The organism is Mesorhizobium sp. M0633 (assembly GCF_040320645.1).
Taxonomy (GTDB): Bacteria; Pseudomonadota; Alphaproteobacteria; order Rhizobiales; family Rhizobiaceae; genus Mesorhizobium.
In genome coordinates this window covers 18673-36024 of the sequence record NZ_JAMYQC010000050.1, presented here as the reverse complement: position 1 = coordinate 36024, position 17352 = coordinate 18673, and the positions used below count along the sequence as shown (strand labels likewise).

The following is a 17352-nucleotide window of genomic DNA, read 5'->3' as shown; positions in this document are numbered from 1 at the left end:
CTCTCCGGGTCCACCTCTTGAGCTGCTCAAGGGCGGCCCTCGCATTGTTGCAGCCATGCCTGTCGCCGGTTTCAGTCTTCACGAACACCGGAGGGACGAACCAATGGGTTGCCATGATACCTCCTACTCAGGGGAGAGATACACGTTGGCCTCCTTGGCAGCCGCCTCAAAGGCTTCACGCACCTCATGGGGGACATCCTGCCCTCGAACGCGTCGACGCAGGATTGGACCGCCTTCGTCCACCTCGGGCCCTTTGTGTCCCATGCCAGGAGTTCCTCGGCGGCTCCCTCGACGTGGCTGACCCCATTGCGAATGCCCGGACGTTTCGTCTTCACGTAGACCGGGGGAGCGAACCAGAGGGGACCCATAAGAGGGAACTTAGAGCGGCAAGAGCCCGCCGACCAACCCCGCTTTAGCTGCAGCTAAGGGAACGATGTAGGCCCTCGCGGGTTTAGAGGCGGCAGCGGGATTACTTCGTGGATGTGCAGCCGCTGTAGGGGGGTCCGTCGCCTCTCCCTCACCGGCGGCGGCCCCTTTCGCGAAGGCGGTGTTGATAATAGACACCTAGAACCTTATGCCGCATCCAATTTAGCTAGTTATCATTGGGGGGAGTAATGTCCCCTCCTCTTTTGCAGCAGCCAGGAACGCCTTGCGAGCCTCCTCAGGTTCCATCTCGTCGAAAATCACGGCCATGCAAACACGCACCGCGAGGTCCCACCAAGGGCCACGCTTGGTCCACTTCATCAGCTCCTCGCCGGCTGTCTCGGCGTTGTTGACATTGTGGATGATCCCGGGACGCTCGGTCTTGACCGGGACCGGAGGGTTGAACCAGTGGAGAGCCATACGTCACTCTTTGTCGGCCCGATCAAGTTTCTCCAGCAAATACCTTCGCTCAGCCGGGAGCTTCCGTTCTACAGGCAGATTTAGCAGCTTGCGACGGTAATTGCGGATTACCTCTGACTATTAAAAATGACGCAGGACTGCGCGCTTCCGTTGCGATGCCACAGTGACTGAAGTTGGCTGACAGCTACTCCTGGGCGTCGAAAGCCACGCAGAGGCCCATGGCAGTTGCTGCCTCGACGATTGCCTCGGTTAGTTCTTCGTCGGAGGCCACCAAATAAGGCGCAGCCTCCCGCGCTTCGCGTAGTGCCGCTTTTATCGAGACCGTATCGCGACGGTCCGCCCTGTTGAGGAGTACAGTGATTGCTTGCTCTAGAAGCGGACCGACCCTTTGCGCGACGCTCATCCAGCCCTCCCCAGGGACACGCCGAAGGGGAATCTACTCACTTCCTGACGGACATCAACGCCATGTACGAAACGTACAAATTGGCACGGTGCTAGGCCGCGACAGTCAGGAATGTTTGTAGAATTTCTGTGGTGGGAATCGGACACCAGCTCGCGAAGACCCTCATGCTCCTCCTCGATCCTATTGACGCGCCTCGAGCCGCCTTTCTCCCACAATCCCAGGTCGGTCTGTCCTGACGTACACCGCAGGCGAGAACCAATGGGTTGCCATGAGGCTATTCGCGAAGATCGAACCCGACGAACAGGCCAAAGGCTGGGGCAACATTGACAATAAACTCCACCAGCTCGCAGTCAGTTTCCGCCAGATGTGGCCCGTCTCGGCGCACCGCTGCGATAGTCTCTTTGACGGAGATGATTTGGCCGCGACGGGCTTGTAGAATCAGCTCGTGAACAAGGTGTTTGGCAGTCACTTTGTCGGGTCGGCAGTTCGTCCAAACATTCATACAAGGCCTCCCACCTCAGCGAGAACCCAAGAGAACATTCATGATCCTCTATCGGGAAAAATCAAGAAGAAATGTTTGGCGGAATTTCTGAGCGGGAACCAGAGAAAAAAGTACGGAGCGAGCCTCTGTACTCTTCCGCTTTGACGCTCAGCCGGCCCGCTAAGGACCTTCTTCCGTCGACCCCTGTTTTGCCTGGTCAATAGCCGCAAGTAATGACTGTAACGTTGGCGGCAGTTCTGGTTCGACCTCCAGATTTAAGAACGTTTGTACGTGATGACGATAGCCTTCGGAACGGATCAGTTTCCGAAACGCTTTGGAGACAGACTGATGGTCTGCTTTGTTGCTGGTTGTCATGTACGGGAGGTCCGTCCCAATGAGCCGCAACTCGCTCGCGACGAATGGGTTCCATCAGGAGGTCGGAATATTTGGTAAAAATTTTTGAGCGGGAGATCGGATAACTGGCTCGCGCGAAGACGCCCCGTGCCCCTTCGTTTGCCGCAGCATTAATCCTCGCTCTTTGAACTGAGGATTCGTGTCGATCTAGCGTCGGTGTTGCACATCGTGAATGTTGGAATGCTTCTGTCAATGTTTGCTCACGCTGTGATGCCGACAGGGCAGGCTCTTGCGGCAGGGTGCCGCAAGGTCGCGACGAATGAAACGCCGGCCCAGTTCAACCCGCGCGACGTCCTTCAAAGCTGGGGGGATCGATCTTCATCAAGCGGTCTGCGGCCTCGACCGCAGTTCGTATCCTGCTGCACAGCGCGAGATTTTCGGCCAGCATTTCTTCAGTGCGTTAAGCGCGAACTCGGTCCTGTGGATGCGCTGCCTGGCATTGGCAACTTCCGATGTCAAAAGATCGGCCGCCATCCCGTGGCCGTGGGGTTCCAGAGTGTCCATCGGTTTCTAATACATGGGAGGCGATATCGTTCCCTGATGTCGGGCGAAACGGCGGGCCGCAGAGAAGCGCGATGGGCCGAATGACCAATGCGCGCCCTGTCAAAACAGCGTCAGCAGGCGAACGGCTTCGGCCGCTCTACATCCCACGGGCAGAGGCGATCACGGTCCATAGGGCCATTGATCTGTTCATGTACGACTATAACGTAAGCGAAGACACACTCAGGCGGCTGGTGATCAAGCACCGTCTTCACAACCAGACAATGCCCGGTGCTCCGTGGAGAATAAGCGCTCCCGGTTTGGCTATGGCGCTCGCCGGCGATGATGACGCGCTTGCGCGGTTGAGGCGGGACGATCGCGAGCATCCGGACGTAACCCGGTATTTCAAGCGGCTCGGCATCCCGCGACCCTGACCTGTTATCAAAAGTTATGGTCGCGGCGACTGTCTAAAATAGACATTAAGTAGATGTCGCGGCCCGACAGGGCTCCACACAAGAGCGAACCGTTGCTGCCTTGCGCATCGCCCTCTAGGTCGCCGGCGTCGAGTTCATCCCGGAGAACGGCAGCCGCGCCGGCGTGAGGCTCCGCAAACCTTAGGCCGTAGACTCGTTACTGCGCAGCCACACACCTGCTTTTCGCCATCGGACGAAGCGGTTGCAACAGGTGGTGCGCGGGCCATAGCGCTGAGGCAGGTCGCGCCATGGAGCACCGGAGCGCAGCACCCAGAAGATGCCGTTCAGCACGCGCCGATCATCAACACGTGGCACACCTCTTGGCTTGTTGGGTAGACGCTTTATTCCATTGCTGACCATTGTCCAAAAGCGCTGTTAACCAAATTTTCTCACCCGCCAATGCTTATTCGCGCGACTGAAGGGGTGAGGTGATCGATGTGTGATTCAAACGTAAGCGCGTTTCCGCTGCATCGGCGGCGGAAATTGGTCGAAGGGATCGCCCGGGTCCTGGAATCCAAGAACGGGAAGGACGCGAACGCCTTCTGGCGCAACACCGCCAAGGCAATTCTCGTTCAACTGTCCGAATCAGGAATTGCACCCGGGGTCGCCGAACAGGAAGTTGGAACGCTTCTTCATGCTGTCTTGGGCGATATCGCCACCCGCAGTGCTGCGAAACCTGCACAATAGCATCGGCTCACGATGAAGGATTGCCGCATAGAGACGCCCCGGGCTCCACAAGCGTAGCACCACTGCATCTGTCAAACGCAGGTTTCTCACTGCGGATGAAAAGGTAGCCGCGTTCGTCGAACTCATGCGCGCGAATGTGCTCTCGGGCGAGATACGGTTCCGTCTCGCCTGTCCGGCGGTCATCGACCAAATCGAGGTAGGCGATGCGGAAACCCGCTGTGCAGTCCAGAATTGTCTGTCGCTGTCCGGAATTAAGCGGGGCTGCGAAGGTCGTGTGCGGCGTCGTTCCGACGATCGTGCAGAAGCTTGGGCGAGCCTTAACTTTCGGCTCCAAGCCGAACGTTAGGACCGCCGCAGTGAACGACAGCATTTGGGCTGCGCCGCCATGCACGAAGACTGAAACCGAACCGCCCGATGGGTGCAGGTTAGACTACTATCTTCATCAGCTTCAGGGGTAACATCGGGCCACTGCATAGACGGTAGTTTCTCTTTAAATAATAAGATGTTACGCATCAACTTTGGGCGAGACTTAAAACAGTTTGCACGTTCAGTGGGCGTCGCACTGCTTGGGCTAGGAAACCAAAGTGATTTTGAGAGAACTCATTAGAGATGAGCGTACATCGATACGGCAGGATGGGATTGATGGTGCAGCCTATGGGCGGGGAATGCGCTATCTCGGAGGCTACAGCTTTTGGGATGGAGAGGAAGGTTCGCCGCGCCTGTGGGAACACCAACAAGCAGCGATCGCTACAGTTGTCGCCTACCTGAATGGTGACAAGGCGATCCCGGAGCGGCCCGAGCAAAAAGAAGCGGCACTTCTCAAACTTCCAACAGGCACCGGCAAATCCGGCATCATCGCCGTGCTCGCGCGCTGTCTTCCCAACGTACGTCGCGTACTGGTACTCACGCCCCGCACAGCGCTGACCGAGCAGCTTATAGCGGACATTCGCTATCGCTTCTGGAAGCATATGGGCTTCGAGCACGAGGGAACGGCGCTTTTTACTGCCGCGGCGGAAGAATTCGGCAATGCCTTGGAAAGCGTGTATGTCGAGCAATTTCTGCCCAAGAACGTAGGCATGATCGCGCAGCACCTCACCGAACCGGACTCCGATCGGGCAATCCTCGTCGGCACCCATCAGGCGCTCGGCGATATCCGCAAGACGGCACATGATCCCGACGATGGCGGTTCCCAGGAAGCGGCGATCCTTCTTGCCCATATCTGTGACCAGTTCGATCTCGTGATCGTCGATGAAGGTCACTACGAGCCTGCAATCTCGTGGTCACGCGGCGTTCGCGAATTCAATCTGCCGACTCTTCTGTTGAGCGCAACGCCCTACAGGAACGACTACAAATCGTTCCGTGTGCGCGGGCGATATCTTTTCAACTTCCCCTACCGGCAGGCTGTTGGCAGGCGCATTATCCGTCCTGCTGACATCATCGTGCCTCAGGGCGACGACAGACCCATAGGACGGGAAGCTGCAATCCCGCAGTTTGTCGGCATTCTGCACCGTGAATTGACGGACCGCCTCCGGGAGGCCGAGCGCTGGTTTCGAAATGGTGCAACGCCAAAGGTCATGGTGCGCGGCGACGATCTCGAGACCCTCACGCTTTTGCAGACCGAGATTAACCGCGTCTTCCGGACCCGCGCCGTCGTTATTCATGACCGGGCCAAGAAGACGCCCGAAAACAGCGACATGTTCACCAGTGTAGCGTCGGCTCTTCGGTCGCGCGCCGACGCGCAGTTCTGGATTCACCAGAACAAGCTCATGGAGGGGATCGACGATTCGTCATTCGTTGCCGTCGCCATCTTCGATCTCATGGGAAATGCACGTCAGCTTGTGCAGCAGATTGGACGCGCAACCAGACATTCGAATGGCGAAGACGGTGTGCCGCAGACCGGCTGGATTCTTTCCACGCCCGCCAATGCCGAGCGCATTCGAACCGCGTGGGAGCGTTACCAGGGCTACGAGGACTATGCGGCACGGAATACGGCACACATCGTCACGAACGAGGTGACGTTACCGGATCGCCTGCTCGAATACATGGCCGAGTACCAGTACATTAGCGGTGAATTTCGGGGGCGCTTCGAGTTTGAGCAGCCGCTGGCAGCAGGCGATATTCAGCTTCCCCGAACCGCCGCCGTGCTGAGAACAGCTGCACCGCTTCCCGACATCCGCGCGTTTGGCACAGTGATCGAGGAAGCCATCATGGACAAGGACCGGTTCAAGATCACGCCGATTGAAGGGATGCCGCAAGGGTCGATGGGCTTTTCCTACTATGCATGGCGAAACTCGCCGTACCTGATCGACCGCTTCTTTTCCGAATGGAAGCTCGGGATATTCCTTGCCGTCCAGCAGGGCGAATTCGTTTTCATGCACGATACCGAGGGCCTGGTGGTCGATATGGGCGGCCTTAGCCTCAAACGTGCGGGCAGGTCTGTCATGGAGAAGGCGTTCCCCGAAGACGAAGACAACCCGTCTCGACTTTCCCGCATGTCATTTTCCTCGCTCGACATGTCTCAACACGCAATCCGGGCAATGGCGTTGCGCACCCGTTCTTTTGCGGATGCCTTCACCGATTCGCTCGATCCCTCGCTGGTTCCTGCAACTGCCGCCGGTTTTGTGAACGGGACCGCACGGTATGTTGGCTTTAGCCGTTCGCGCCTGCGCGATGCCTCCGAGCGATATGTTGCAGTTGAAGACTATATTGCATGGACGGCAGAAATTGCAGCTGATTTCGCGGATGCTGATAGAAAGCGGAACCGTGTCTTCGGGCGCTACGCAGCGTTGGTCGAGGATATTGCCGACCATGAAGCCCAGCCGGTTTCGATTTTGCTTGATCCATCGCTTGACGATATGCGGGACGACGAGGTCGGTGGGGCGGCTTGGGTTCTCCATGAGGACATAGATTATTTTGATCTGTGTGCCGAGGTGGACGGCGCTACCGGCGACTTCACAATCCAGATCGGTGAAGAGGATGTGCCTTGCAGCGTCGAGTTCGTTCCTGAAACGCGCAAATACAGGCTCACCAGCACCAGGCTTGATGAGCATGCTCGCGCGCCGGAAGGGGACGGCAGGCGTCAAGCGCTGACACTCGTGCAGCGGCTTAATAAAGGGCAGGCCTTCCGCATTCTCACGCAGCGTGACAGCATCGTGTATTCGGAGGGCAGTTTCTACGAGCCGAAGATGCAGTGGGTCCAGGACGGCGACACCAAGCCGGTTCTCGAACACGTTCATGGATCGGCCACGCTCGACGCAGTCGAGAGTGAGAAGGGTGAAAACAACTACGAGGCCAACCGGGGCAATTGGTTCCGACAATCCATTTTCGGCCTCTTTTCGGTAACTTGCGATGGCCAGCGTGTTGCGAACGGAATCGCGGACGACAAACTAACCGACGCAATTGAAGCGCTTCCTGTCTGGGTTTGTGACGACGACAACCGTGAGGCCGCGGATTTCATTGGGGTTGATCCTGATGCCAAAAAGATCGTGCTTGTTCACGCCAAGGTCGGTGATCAAGGTCCGAGAGGTCATGGTTTCAACGTTGGCGGATTGCAGGATGCGGGACGGCAGGCCCTGGCCAGCCTGGGATTTATCTCGCGCGGGCAGCCGTCTTCGGTCTGGACACCCGAGCGGTGGCAAGCCGATGTGCAGGCCAACAAGGTTACGCTGAATGGCCGTAGTCGCATCTTTAGGAATCCTGACGGTCTCACCACCGCACAACTCAACGATCTGCTCCGCGCGTCGTGTCGCAATCCGTCATTCGATCGTGAAATCTGGATCGTCGGCGCAAAGATGGCGCGCAGGAAAGCGCTCGCGGACGGTCTGGACGAAACACCATGGGATAACCGTCTGCGGCAGTTCCTTATGCACTGGGACGCCATGCAGACTGCCTGTGCCAGAGCGAATACCCGCCTGAGATTCTATTGCTCTAATTGACCGCACCATCCGGCTTCTGCTGAACCGGGCACTCGTGAACCGGGCCAACCCCGAAGGCGCGTCTCGGCCATGCGTCGGCGCGATGGCCGCCGGCTCAATGGCGAGCGTCTCGGCACAGCGTGCGTTCATGTCCGCACACAACCGACAAGGATTGAATGATCGCTCTGTCCGCTGAGAAGACGCGCGCAGCGAGGTCGTCTACCTAGTTCGGCGCTCAGCTTATGCCCAACGGAACTCGATCCCGCCAAACGCTTGAGCGGCGGCCAGATTCATCGTGCCGGCACTAGCCGCCTCCGGAGCGTTGAGTTCGACCTGCATGATTCTCGGGGTCGCATGCATGGATGCGAGGCGCAGCAGTTGCGCGATCGTCATAGCACCGATGGCCGCCCCGACAAACGGTACCGCGGCGCTGGCCTCGGCAAGTGTGAAGGTCCCGCAGCCCTCGTACTTCGTAGCGTGCTCGCGATAGGCGGGCATTTCCATCATGGCCTCGATGTTCTTGAGCTTTGCGGCATGAGCCCATAGCCCGTCAATGTCAGCGCCCTTTGGCACAACCCGAATCTGGCCGATCTCGAAGTCGAAGGCACCGTGCCCGACCCCAGCGTCGATCATTAAATCGTGGCCCGCTTTGGCGATCGCAAGCCGTGCCATTGGCTCATCCAGGCTGGTGAGTACCATCGCCGGATCATTGTCCCTCAGCTTCAGATCGCCATAGTTCCGGCGCTCGAGCAGCGATGTGGTCCATCCCGCCCCTTCGAGCCACCGTGCCGCCACCCGGGCCTTCTTGTTTTTCTGCTCGAAGTCCGCCAGCTGCGTTACGAGACCCGTGCCGACGTTTTCTTCGCCGACAGTCTGATCGTCCTGAAGGATTGCATGCGTACCGCCGACGGGAAGGAAGGCAAGGCTCCATAAGAAGCCTTGACCCAGATGCCCCAGTCCCACCAGCCAAAGCGAGCGGGGAAGTGTCAAGACCGTCGGCGGCGGGTCGGGCTCGCCTCCCTGAAACCAAGGCTGCCAGAGCGAGATTGTGGCACGGCGATTGACTGAATGACGGCGCCCAATCGCGTTAGCGAAAACCTCCCGAACCGCGAGCGCTCCGGCAAACACCCCGGCGAGCGGGTTGCCAGCTTTGATGCAAGGCTCGTCGTCCCAGCCGGGGAGCACGCCGGCACTCCAATCATTCCACCAGCAGCGCACGAAGGCTCCGGCTATGGGCGTTTCGCCGACGGCGATAATGTGGGTCAGGCTCGGTGGCAGTAACGGGGAAACTTGGGCTCCGCAAGCTTGCGCAACTTCGAAGAGATCGCGCCCAAGGGCCAGCTTAGACTCCAGCGGAAGATCGTGCGGACAGACGAGAGTTGCGTTGCCGAAGCATTTCACAGCAGTGTTCAGGGCGGTGATCACGGCTGCTTGTGCGGCCGCTGAGGTGATCGTCTGACTGTTGGTGACTACCGCGACCTGTACGGCGTCCAGCTCAGCCATGGCCTGGTCGAAGCCGCGCGTACTGTCTGGCGCATCGGTCACGACCTTGACGATGCGGGAGCGACGGAGAAGGGGGTTCATTGCCACCTCCGGAGTCCGAGCAACGGCGCGCCGGTGTGGGAGTGGTCCACCCACCTTCCGTTCCCCAGATATTCATATTGGCCAATACCGCCGGGAACAACTGAACCGGCCGCGAAATCGGGCAGAATGAAGGCGAAGTGACCGGCGCGCGGCATGACTGGATCCGCCTGGTCGGATGGACTTTGTCCATAGTGACCCGGGTGAACGTGCACGTCCGCAACGACGCGGTAGCGCTGCTCGCGGCAAATCTCCCACAGGAGCGGCAGCTTGTTGCCGTTGAAATGGACGATGCCACTGTCGAGGGCGTGCGGATCGAGGTCGTTGTAATAGACGAACGCGCGGATGATCTTTGGCCCCTTGGCAGGCGCCTCGCCAATCAGGAAGGCGCCGCTTTCGCGTCTCCCGCCGAGCGTTCGACGTTTTAGCTCTGAGGCTCCCGCCAGCCATACGGCCGGGTCGCAGACGACGCGAGGTTCAGGCCGCCCTAGCAGCCAACCAAAGAGCCTGTTCAGAAACGAGGGCATAAAGTTGCTCCATAATGAAGGTGATTTCCCGGTTCCGGTTCCACGCTTCGTCGGGGCGCTTCTGCCACCAGTCATTGTGCTGAGCGGCACCACGATTCCATGCACGATAGATGCCGCCGCCCCAATCTTTGAGAGCGTCGATGAAGCCTGGGGCGCCGGTCCCGGGTGCCGCGGGACAGGCACCGTGTTCTGGATTATCCGCATAGGCCCAGCGCTCGACGTAAGGGCCAGGATCCGGAAAGCCCGTGCACTCGAGTCGGAAGTCGTGGGTGAAGATAGCTTCCGGGCCAGTTGCGACCCGGATGCGCACGAAGAGGTAAGGCCAAGCCATTGCCAGCACCTCCCAACGGCCTTCGTCGACGCCCGCAAGGAAGCGAACCGAGTTCAACTGAAAGCCCAGAGTCCTTTGTGCCGGCGTCATTTCGACGTCAGCCATTGGTGAAATCCTTGAGGGTCAGGTCGAGCGTCAGCGAGCAGCCCGGGTGCTTGACGTACGTGCCGAGCATCGCATCCTTGGGCAGGGGCTGATCGGCACTCGGCAGCATCAGATTGGCCTTCGCAGCGGCGTTGTCGTCGAGGTTGAAGCCGTGCTTGCTCACCGCCCACTGCAGGACACGCAAGAGAGTGATCGCCGGCGAGAACTCCCGGCTCTTCGTATCGCCGTCGTAGTTGACCTGAACCGTGACATGGCGGCAGCGGTGAACCATGATCGAAATCGCGCGGCGATTGCCGATGCCGATCAGTGTCTCCTCTTTATCGCGCTCGAACACACGGGCTTCTTCGAAGTTCGGCTTGCCATGAGCGGCACGCATGATGGCGTCCAGATCGCCGGCTTCGACTTCAAAGTGCGAGTGCTCCTGCAGATCCTCGAACTCGAGTTCGACGCGGACTTTGCGACTATCGTCAGGAGCACTTTCGTTACTGCCAGTCATTGCATTTCTCCACGGCGCTCCGGAATCCATGTACGGGAAGGGCGGAGCAAAACCCTTGGCCTCGGTGTCTCAACGTGTTAGTCCCATTTCTGGGAACGCTGATTCCGATATGGCACGGCGCGAGGACGAGTTCAAGAGTAGTTCCATATTTGGGAACCACTTTTTGGTGGAGACGCGGTTTGCCATGAAACTGATGGGGACATCAAGGTTGGACGGCCTTGCGCGTCGTGCCAGTAACGGTCTCGATGGGGCCATACCGGCGCTCGTTGCCGAGCTTGAGGCAGGCTCATGGCGCTCGGTCGCCGAGATCGCCGAATTCTACCCGGCAGCGGTGATCGACGGCATCAGGGTCCGAATCCCGCTCGACGGTGGCTATCGGGTCGATCTCCTCGCTGACTGCGAGGCGCAGATGGTTCTCATCGAATATGCGGGCGCGACTAGTGGGGCACGCACCGCCGGCAAAGCAGGGAGCAAGGTGACATGACGGTTCGACCTATTCGCACCGACGAGGACTACCAATCGGCATTGACGCGTGCCACTGCGTTGTTCGGGCATAAGAACTCGAAGGACCGAGACGAGCTCGAAGTCCTGCAGGCCGTGATCGAACGATGGGAGCGGTCCCGCCATCCCGTTGAGGCAGCCACGCCTGCGCAGGCGATCAAGTTTCGCATGGCGCAGACCGGACTGTCACAACGCGATCTGATCCCTTACCTTGGAAGTAAATCGCGAGTATCCGAGATACTTAACGGTCAGCGACAGCCCACGGTCGATCAGATAAGGGCACTTCACCAGCACCTGGGCATTCCAGTTACTTCGCTGATCGGCTCGTTCAAGCACGAGCCCATGGCAGGTACCTCGAGCACCTCGATAGCAGCGGAGGGAAGGCTCCGAGAGCTTGGCGTGATGAAAGCGAAAGAAAATCTCGCTGGCTTCTTATCGCGCTCGAAAGCTGCGGCTCCTGCGGTCGCCATGTTGCGCAAGACCAGAACTGAACGTACCAACGCCAAGACAGACTTGGCGGCGCTCGAAGCATGGTGTGCGGCCGTCTTGGCGCGTGCAGATAAGATTGTTATCAAGAAAACAAAGATCGCAGATCCTGAGAAAGCTGCACGCAAAATTGCGCAGATAAGCGTTTTGCCAGATTGGAATGATCAGATCGTGACGGCGCTACATCGTATAGGAATAGTCTTGGTTATATTGGAACACCTGCCAGGAACGTTTCTTGATGGCGCCGCCTTGTGCCGTAGTGATGGTGTTCCGGTGATAGCGCTGACCATTCGCTACGATCGTTTAGACAATTTCTGGTTTACGCTGTTGCATGAATTTGCCCACGTGGCTTGCCACTTGAACCCTGATCGACAGGTGATTCTGGACGACCTGGATGTGGCGAGTTCGGAAGCCATCGAAGCGGAGGCGGACTCCTTTGCAAGGAATGCTCTTATTCCTCATGCCATGTGGAAGCGCATCCACAAAGACAGCACCACAGAGGAGGTGCTGGAGGCCGCAAAAAAAGCTGGAGTGCATCCCGCAATTGCCGCCGGCCGTTGGCGTTTCGAGCATTCGGACTATCGTCGCTTTTCCAAGTTGATCGGTCGGGGCGAAGTGAAGACGGCTCTGATGCCGGCCTAGCCCGACATTCTCTGGCGCAACCACGACTGTTGGCGCGCTCCCTTGGGACGTCGGCTAAACGTAGGCGACAGGGCCGAGTTAAACGTTCGACCCGCCACGCAATGCGGCCGTCGAGCGATACGGCGGCGTACCGAGCCGGAATGGGTCAAGGACAATGGTCCCGTTCGCTAGCCCAGTTCGTGGATCGCTACAGTGGGGATGACCGACTTTGCAATCTCGCATAGGTGCTGATGATGCGTCAGGTAAATTACCTGGCCTACGCTGGCCATCTCGCCGAACAGACGGAAAACTTCCTCCGACCTGAGATGGTCGAAGGTTTCCATGATGTCGTCGGCGATGAAGGGAACAGAGGGCCTGAGCTTGGCAAACTCGTAATATCCGGCGAGCCGCAGAGCCAGGTAGAGCTGGAATCGCGCACCTTTCGACAGAGCGTCTGCGACCTTGGATTGGCCATCCCGCTGTGTCGCGATGAGAACTTCGCCGCCCTTTACAGGCTGGGTCGTCAAGCCTGTGTACTGGCCGCGCGTTATCAGCGCGAAGGCGTCAGACGCCTCGCTCATCATTCCAGAGCGGTGACGTTCGCGATAGACCCGAAGCGCGCTTGCCGCCGACATCACCCCAAGCTTCAACTCGATATAGCGGCCAGCCTTCTCCTCGATTTCGAGAAGGACGGTGCGGCGCTCGGCATCGATCCGGGCAACTGCGCTGTCGCCGCCGATCGCATCGATCTTGTCGGTCGCCCGGGTGCGGCGGACGAGCTGCTGTTCTAGTGCGTCATCGAGGTCGGCTAGGCGCCGCTCGACTTCGGCCTTTTCAATTGCGAGCCCATCGAGATCGAGGCCTTCCAGCAACGACTGCGCCTGGATGAAGTCGCTGAGAGCGAGCTCGCTCGTCAATCGTTCTTCAAGTGCGGCCATGGCACTCTGCACGCCGTTTCGCTCGCGAAGCTGTTCATCGCGCTCCATGACCTCCGGCAGAGTCTTCACCCCAAAGGCAGCGAGCACCTCCTGCTTGGTCGTCTCGTGTGCCGCGCCCTCGGCGTTCAGTGCCTCTCGAACGTCCTGCAATTTCTGAACATCAAGGAGGAGACTTGCCCTCGCCTCACGGGCGCGCTCGGCCCGCTCTAGACGCTCTGTCAGCCTGACACTCACCTGTTCTGGCGCCTCGTTGCTTGCAGGTTCGCCAGCCAGCGCACCAAGGCGGGCAACCTCGTCAGCAAATGCAGTCCTGTCCGCCTCCATCTTGCGGATGCGGATGCGCATGGCCTCACGATCCTGTAGGGCCTTTGACAGCTCAGACAACTGATCGAGCACGCTGCCAAGCCCGGTTCCGGCGATGCCATCTTCGAGCCAAGTGCCCTTCAGCGTTTCCTTGACCTCGGCTTGCCATGCGCCCTCTCGCCGCTCGGCAATTTCAACAGCGAGCCGCCTGGCGGCCAGCTCCTCTTCCTTCGCGGCGACGCTCCTCAGCGCTTCCGCTCGTTCCGCGTCGACTTTCGCCTGCCTATCCAGAAAGCGGTCGGCGGCGACCACCATTGCCTCCAGGGCCTCACCAGCTTCCGGCTGAATTCCAATGCTTTGAAGACCCGAGGCTATTCCGCGATGGATACGCTCTCCTTCGACTGTTGCGCGTTCAATCCTTGCGCGTGCGAGCAAGATCTCGTCCCAGGCGGCAAGCGCGTCAGCGCGCGCGGAAAGGCGCTCATCGAGAAGTCCGATCAGCAGGTCGAGCGACTGCGCCTGGCAATCCTTAAGCAAGGCACTAGCCATATGCTTGATTTCAGCGGTCGCCATTTCCGCGCGCTGGGCTACCACGACGAGTTGGCAGCTTACGCGCTCTATGGCCGCTTCGGTGTCGCCCACCTTTTGCTTGATTGCGCGCAGATCAGCGAGCTCGCCCGCATGGGCCAATCGAGCCGCGCCGACATGATCGTCCTTGATCAAAGCTGCGGCAAACACGTCTGCGGTTTCAGCCTTGAGGTCCGCCCGGTGATTTCGCCAGGTCTCGTCTCTCTCACGTCGTGTGGCTGCGGCTGTGTCATCGTCGGCGAGATCGGCCGAGGCGCAGACGGCAGCCAGGCGTGACGAAGTAGTTATTCGACTTTGTTCAAGCTCAGCCAGACGCTCGGAGAAGACAGCTTTGTCCCTTTGAAGGTCTGCGGCCAGTGTTTTCCAGGCAGCCATCTGCGTCGGTGGCGGAACCGATATTTTCGAAAGTGCGTCCGCATCTCCCGACCACGGTTGGAGCCGCCGCATCGCATCCGCAAGCTTTGTTTGCCGCTCGTCCTCGAACGCGCGCGCTTCTCTTATCTCGCGTCTGTAACTACTGGCTTTCGCCTCCGACACGGCTGCCATTAGCCTGGCTCTTGCGGGCTCGGGCACTCCCCTCTCCTCGCCAACGCGATCTCGCGCAGAGTTGAGCCCGTCGAGCGCGGTAGCGGCTTCGTCGCGGGCCATCCGCAGGCTCGTCGTGATGCCGGAGCGTTGCTCGACCATGGTGCGAAGCGTGCCGACCACAACGGCCGGCAGGATGAGCCCGGACGGATTCTGTTCGGCCGACCTTCCAAGCGCGGCGAGACAGTTCGCCGCGACCTGGTCGAGCATTTGGACTTCCATCTTGCGGGTCGGCAGATCCATTCCTGCCGCTACATAGCGCGTCTTGCGATCGGCAAGCCCGCGCACCTGTTCGGAGACCGCCAGGACAGCGTCGTCGATAACGGTTGCTTCTATCTTTGCCTTCGCCCGATCGATCTCATCGGCATTGGCTTGAAGGTGAGTTCTCAAGCGCGCGTCCTGATCGATCAATTCCGCGACGCTGCCACTCCAGGTCCTGGGAGGAGACGGCATGTCCGGCAGCTCGGCCAGCCTGCTTGCGTTGCGTTTTATTTCGGCCAGGAGCGGCGTGGCGCGCGCATATCGGTCGATAGTGGCCAGCCGCGCCGAAAACATCGCGCGTTCAGCCAGGCTACGATCATACTTATCCTGGGCTTCCCCCCGTTCCGCCTCGAGCGTCTCGAATGTCGAGGCTAGCGTGTCGATCGCCTCCTTGCGCGACTTGAGCTCCGCAAACCGCTTCTTCAGCAGCGCGATTTCGGTGCTCTGGGCCTGTTTTCGGTGAAGTCCATCTGCCTCCGTCTCCAGTGCGGCCAAAACATCGCTCGCATGACCAAGCCCGGCGCTGGCGGTGAAAAGGAGCTTGCCGAGATCACCACGCGATTCAAGAATCGCCTTGCCCCCTGCTTCCAGCGTCTCGTCATCCAGTGAGAACATGCTGCTGTAGGCATCGCGGGACAATCCGGCGAGGTGAGCCGAAATGGCAATCTCGCTCAGTGGCCGACCTTCGGCATCGTGCAGCGAGTTGCTGCGACTCTTGGTGCGTGAAACGGCAAGCGTCTGCACCTCAAATTCGAGCAGCCCGCCGATGCGCATGGAGCTATATTCGTGCAGGAAATTGTAGCGACTGCGCTCTTCGATGCCGAAGAGCAGGTCGAGATAGGCAGAAAGCGCGGTCGATTTGCCGGCTTCGTTCAAGCCAAACACTATGTGCAGATCAGGCCCTGAACTCGGCTTGGGTCCGAAGTCAATCGCCTTGTCGGTGAACTTGCCGTAACGGGTGAGATCGAGCCGCCGCAATCTCATCGCGTGCCGCCTGCCTTAAGGCGAGCCGTGACCAGGTCGACGCCACGTGCAAGCACGTCATCGAGGAATGCTTCCAACGCCGCCTCGTCCTTTCCTGCGAAGTCTCGCGCATCCGTCGGCAGGTCCGCGATGGTCTTCAACACCAATTCCCTAGCCTCCGAACGGAATGCGTCCGACGTTGCGTTAGCGCGCATTGACTCGGCTAGCTCCAGGGTCGGATCCGCGACGTCTTCGGACTTCCCAGTTCCGGGAGCAGAAAGATTGAGTTCGACCTTCTCCACCCAGGTGTTGCCCACCTGCTCTGCCGCCTGTTCGGCCTCGGCAAGCACCAAATCCTTATCGCGGATCATCGTCCATGACAGCCCGGAAGCGCCGACCAGGCCGAGGCGGGCGATGAGGTATTGCGATCTGGCGGCAATCCGGGATTGTTCAAGCGCAGACCGGATGCGGCCGACGGCCTCGGGCAGTTCGGATGTTCCTGCCAGGTCGACACTCACGCGCTCGAACTGCGCAACGCTGGTCAGCTTCTCCTCAATGTCGACAGACCGATCGTCGTTTATGGTCGCCAGGGTGACCGATTTCTCACCAGCCTCATTGATGTCTCTGCCCTGAGGGATTCCAGGCATCACGAGCGTGCTTGCGCCGGGATAGACCTTGCGAACGTGAATATGGCCAAGGGCCCAATATTCGAAGCCGTGACCTTGCAAGTCGGCGACGCTGCAAGGCGCATAGACGTCGTGGCCGGGCGAGCCGGCCAAGCTGGTGTGCATGATGCCGATGTTCGCGGCGCCCTCTCGGGGGCCGGCATATTTGGGCAGCAGGCTTTCGGCCGCCTTGGGGCTGGCGAAGCTCAGTCCGTGAAGCACGACGTCCAGCCCGGCGCCCGACTGGATCACGGACTGCGTGCGGCCACTGAAAATCGTCACGGTGTCCGGCAGGACGAGCTGTTTAGAGATTCGAGACATGGCGTCGTGGTTGCCGCGGATCATGTAGACCCTGACACCGGCCTGGTGCAGACGCATCATTTGCAAGGCCAGGAAGCGCGCCGTCTTCATCGATGTCTGATCGCCATCGTAAAGATCGCCCGCAATGACAAGCGCATCGACCCGCTCCGCAAGACACAGGTCCACGATCGAGATGAAAGCCTGGCGGCTGGCATCTCCCACCAGTTCGGCGAGTTCGGGATTGCGCAACGCGAGTGTGCGCAGCGGTGAATCGAGATGGGTGTCGGCTGTATGAACAAATCGAAATGCCATCTGGCGCGCTCTCCCGGCCCGAACAGACGTTCAGGCAACATTCGCCCAAAACGTCGCAGCGAGCGGCGAAGGCGTCCCATCCCGGTTAGCAAAG

15 protein-coding genes and 1 pseudogene are annotated in these 17352 nt (G+C 59.4%); 5 read left to right on the top strand and 11 right to left on the bottom strand.

All coding sequences use genetic code 11. The features are described from left to right. Positions 1 to 588 precede the first annotated feature (588 nt). The 4 genes from NKI47_RS32045 to NKI47_RS32030 all read right to left on the bottom strand — a co-directional run bounded on the left by NKI47_RS32045 (position 589) and on the right by NKI47_RS32030 (position 2102). Entirely contained in the window at positions 589 to 843 is a 255-nt protein-coding gene (locus NKI47_RS32045) for a DUF982 domain-containing protein (RefSeq protein WP_352595306.1), read from the bottom strand. Between the two features lie 184 nt (positions 844 to 1027). Further along, positions 1028 to 1246 (bottom strand): hypothetical protein, encoded by a 219-nt coding sequence (locus NKI47_RS32040; protein ID WP_352457912.1) that lies wholly within the window; start codon positions 1244 to 1246, stop codon positions 1028 to 1030. Between the two features lie 274 nt (positions 1247 to 1520). Continuing rightward, positions 1521 to 1748 (bottom strand): hypothetical protein, encoded by a 228-nt coding sequence (locus tag NKI47_RS32035; protein ID WP_352457911.1) that lies wholly within the window; start codon positions 1746 to 1748, stop codon positions 1521 to 1523. 159 nt (positions 1749 to 1907) lie between these two features. After that, positions 1908 to 2102 (bottom strand): hypothetical protein, encoded by a 195-nt coding sequence (locus tag NKI47_RS32030; protein WP_352595304.1) that lies wholly within the window; start codon positions 2100 to 2102, stop codon positions 1908 to 1910. Positions 2103 to 2725: 623 nt separating this feature from the next. Here NKI47_RS32030 and NKI47_RS32025 point away from each other — a divergent pair. Beyond that, on the top strand, positions 2726 to 3055 hold the full coding sequence (locus NKI47_RS32025; protein ID WP_352595301.1) for a hypothetical protein: 330 nt from the start codon (positions 2726 to 2728) through the stop codon (positions 3053 to 3055). Positions 3056 to 3256: 201 nt separating this feature from the next. Here the strand turns inward: NKI47_RS32025 and NKI47_RS32020 are convergent. Continuing rightward, a pseudogene (locus NKI47_RS32020) lies at positions 3257 to 3454 on the bottom strand (transposase); the annotation flags it as partial. A 75-nt stretch (positions 3455 to 3529) separates the two neighbouring features. Here NKI47_RS32020 and NKI47_RS32015 point away from each other — a divergent pair. Next, positions 3530 to 3781: a DUF6074 family protein gene (locus NKI47_RS32015; RefSeq protein ID WP_352595298.1), complete on the top strand. Its 252-nt coding sequence runs from the start codon at positions 3530 to 3532 to the stop codon at positions 3779 to 3781. Between the two features lie 665 nt (positions 3782 to 4446). Beyond that, positions 4447 to 7716 carry a DEAD/DEAH box helicase gene (locus tag NKI47_RS32010; RefSeq protein ID WP_352595296.1) on the top strand — a complete coding sequence of 1090 codons (3270 nt, stop codon included), beginning with the start codon at positions 4447 to 4449 and terminating at the stop codon, positions 7714 to 7716. Between the two features lie 219 nt (positions 7717 to 7935). Here NKI47_RS32010 and NKI47_RS32005 read toward each other — a convergent pair whose 3' ends face one another. Genes NKI47_RS32005 through NKI47_RS31990 form a run of 4 tightly spaced genes read right to left on the bottom strand, consistent with a single transcriptional unit; the run spans position 7936 to position 10735 of the window. Then, the gene (locus NKI47_RS32005; protein WP_352595294.1) at positions 7936 to 9279 is read right to left on the bottom strand and encodes a BilD N-terminal domain-containing protein; all 1344 of its coding nucleotides are present in this window, start codon (positions 9277 to 9279) and stop codon (positions 7936 to 7938) included. Continuing rightward, entirely contained in the window at positions 9276 to 9803 is a 528-nt protein-coding gene (locus NKI47_RS32000; protein WP_352595292.1) for a hypothetical protein, read from the bottom strand. The genes NKI47_RS32005 and NKI47_RS32000 overlap by 4 nt, the downstream gene beginning before the upstream one ends. Beyond that, positions 9754 to 10239 (bottom strand): DUF7665 family protein, encoded by a 486-nt coding sequence (locus NKI47_RS31995; RefSeq protein ID WP_352595289.1) that lies wholly within the window; start codon positions 10237 to 10239, stop codon positions 9754 to 9756. The genes NKI47_RS32000 and NKI47_RS31995 overlap by 50 nt, the downstream gene beginning before the upstream one ends. Continuing rightward, on the bottom strand, positions 10232 to 10735 hold the full coding sequence (locus tag NKI47_RS31990; protein ID WP_352595288.1) for a hypothetical protein: 504 nt from the start codon (positions 10733 to 10735) through the stop codon (positions 10232 to 10234). The genes NKI47_RS31995 and NKI47_RS31990 overlap by 8 nt, the downstream gene beginning before the upstream one ends. Before the next feature lie 184 nt (positions 10736 to 10919). Here NKI47_RS31990 and NKI47_RS31985 point away from each other — a divergent pair, with 184 nt between their 5' ends. Both NKI47_RS31985 and NKI47_RS31980 read left to right on the top strand, forming a co-directional pair. Beyond that, positions 10920 to 11219: a hypothetical protein gene (locus tag NKI47_RS31985; protein WP_352595286.1), complete on the top strand. Its 300-nt coding sequence runs from the start codon at positions 10920 to 10922 to the stop codon at positions 11217 to 11219. After that, entirely contained in the window at positions 11216 to 12364 is a 1149-nt protein-coding gene (locus NKI47_RS31980) for an ImmA/IrrE family metallo-endopeptidase (protein WP_352595284.1), read from the top strand. Before NKI47_RS31985 ends, NKI47_RS31980 begins: the two co-directional genes overlap by 4 nt. A 167-nt stretch (positions 12365 to 12531) precedes the next feature. On the opposite strand, the gene NKI47_RS31975 is transcribed toward NKI47_RS31980, so the two are convergent. Together NKI47_RS31975 and NKI47_RS31970 are read right to left on the bottom strand one after the other, a co-directional pair. Further along, complete coding sequence (locus tag NKI47_RS31975; RefSeq protein WP_352595281.1) at positions 12532 to 16002, bottom strand: ATP-binding protein; 3471 nt, start codon at positions 16000 to 16002, stop codon at positions 12532 to 12534. Further along, positions 15999 to 17258: a metallophosphoesterase family protein gene (locus NKI47_RS31970; protein WP_352595279.1), complete on the bottom strand. Its 1260-nt coding sequence runs from the start codon at positions 17256 to 17258 to the stop codon at positions 15999 to 16001. The genes NKI47_RS31975 and NKI47_RS31970 overlap by 4 nt, the downstream gene beginning before the upstream one ends. Positions 17259 to 17352: the final 94 nt, after the last annotated feature.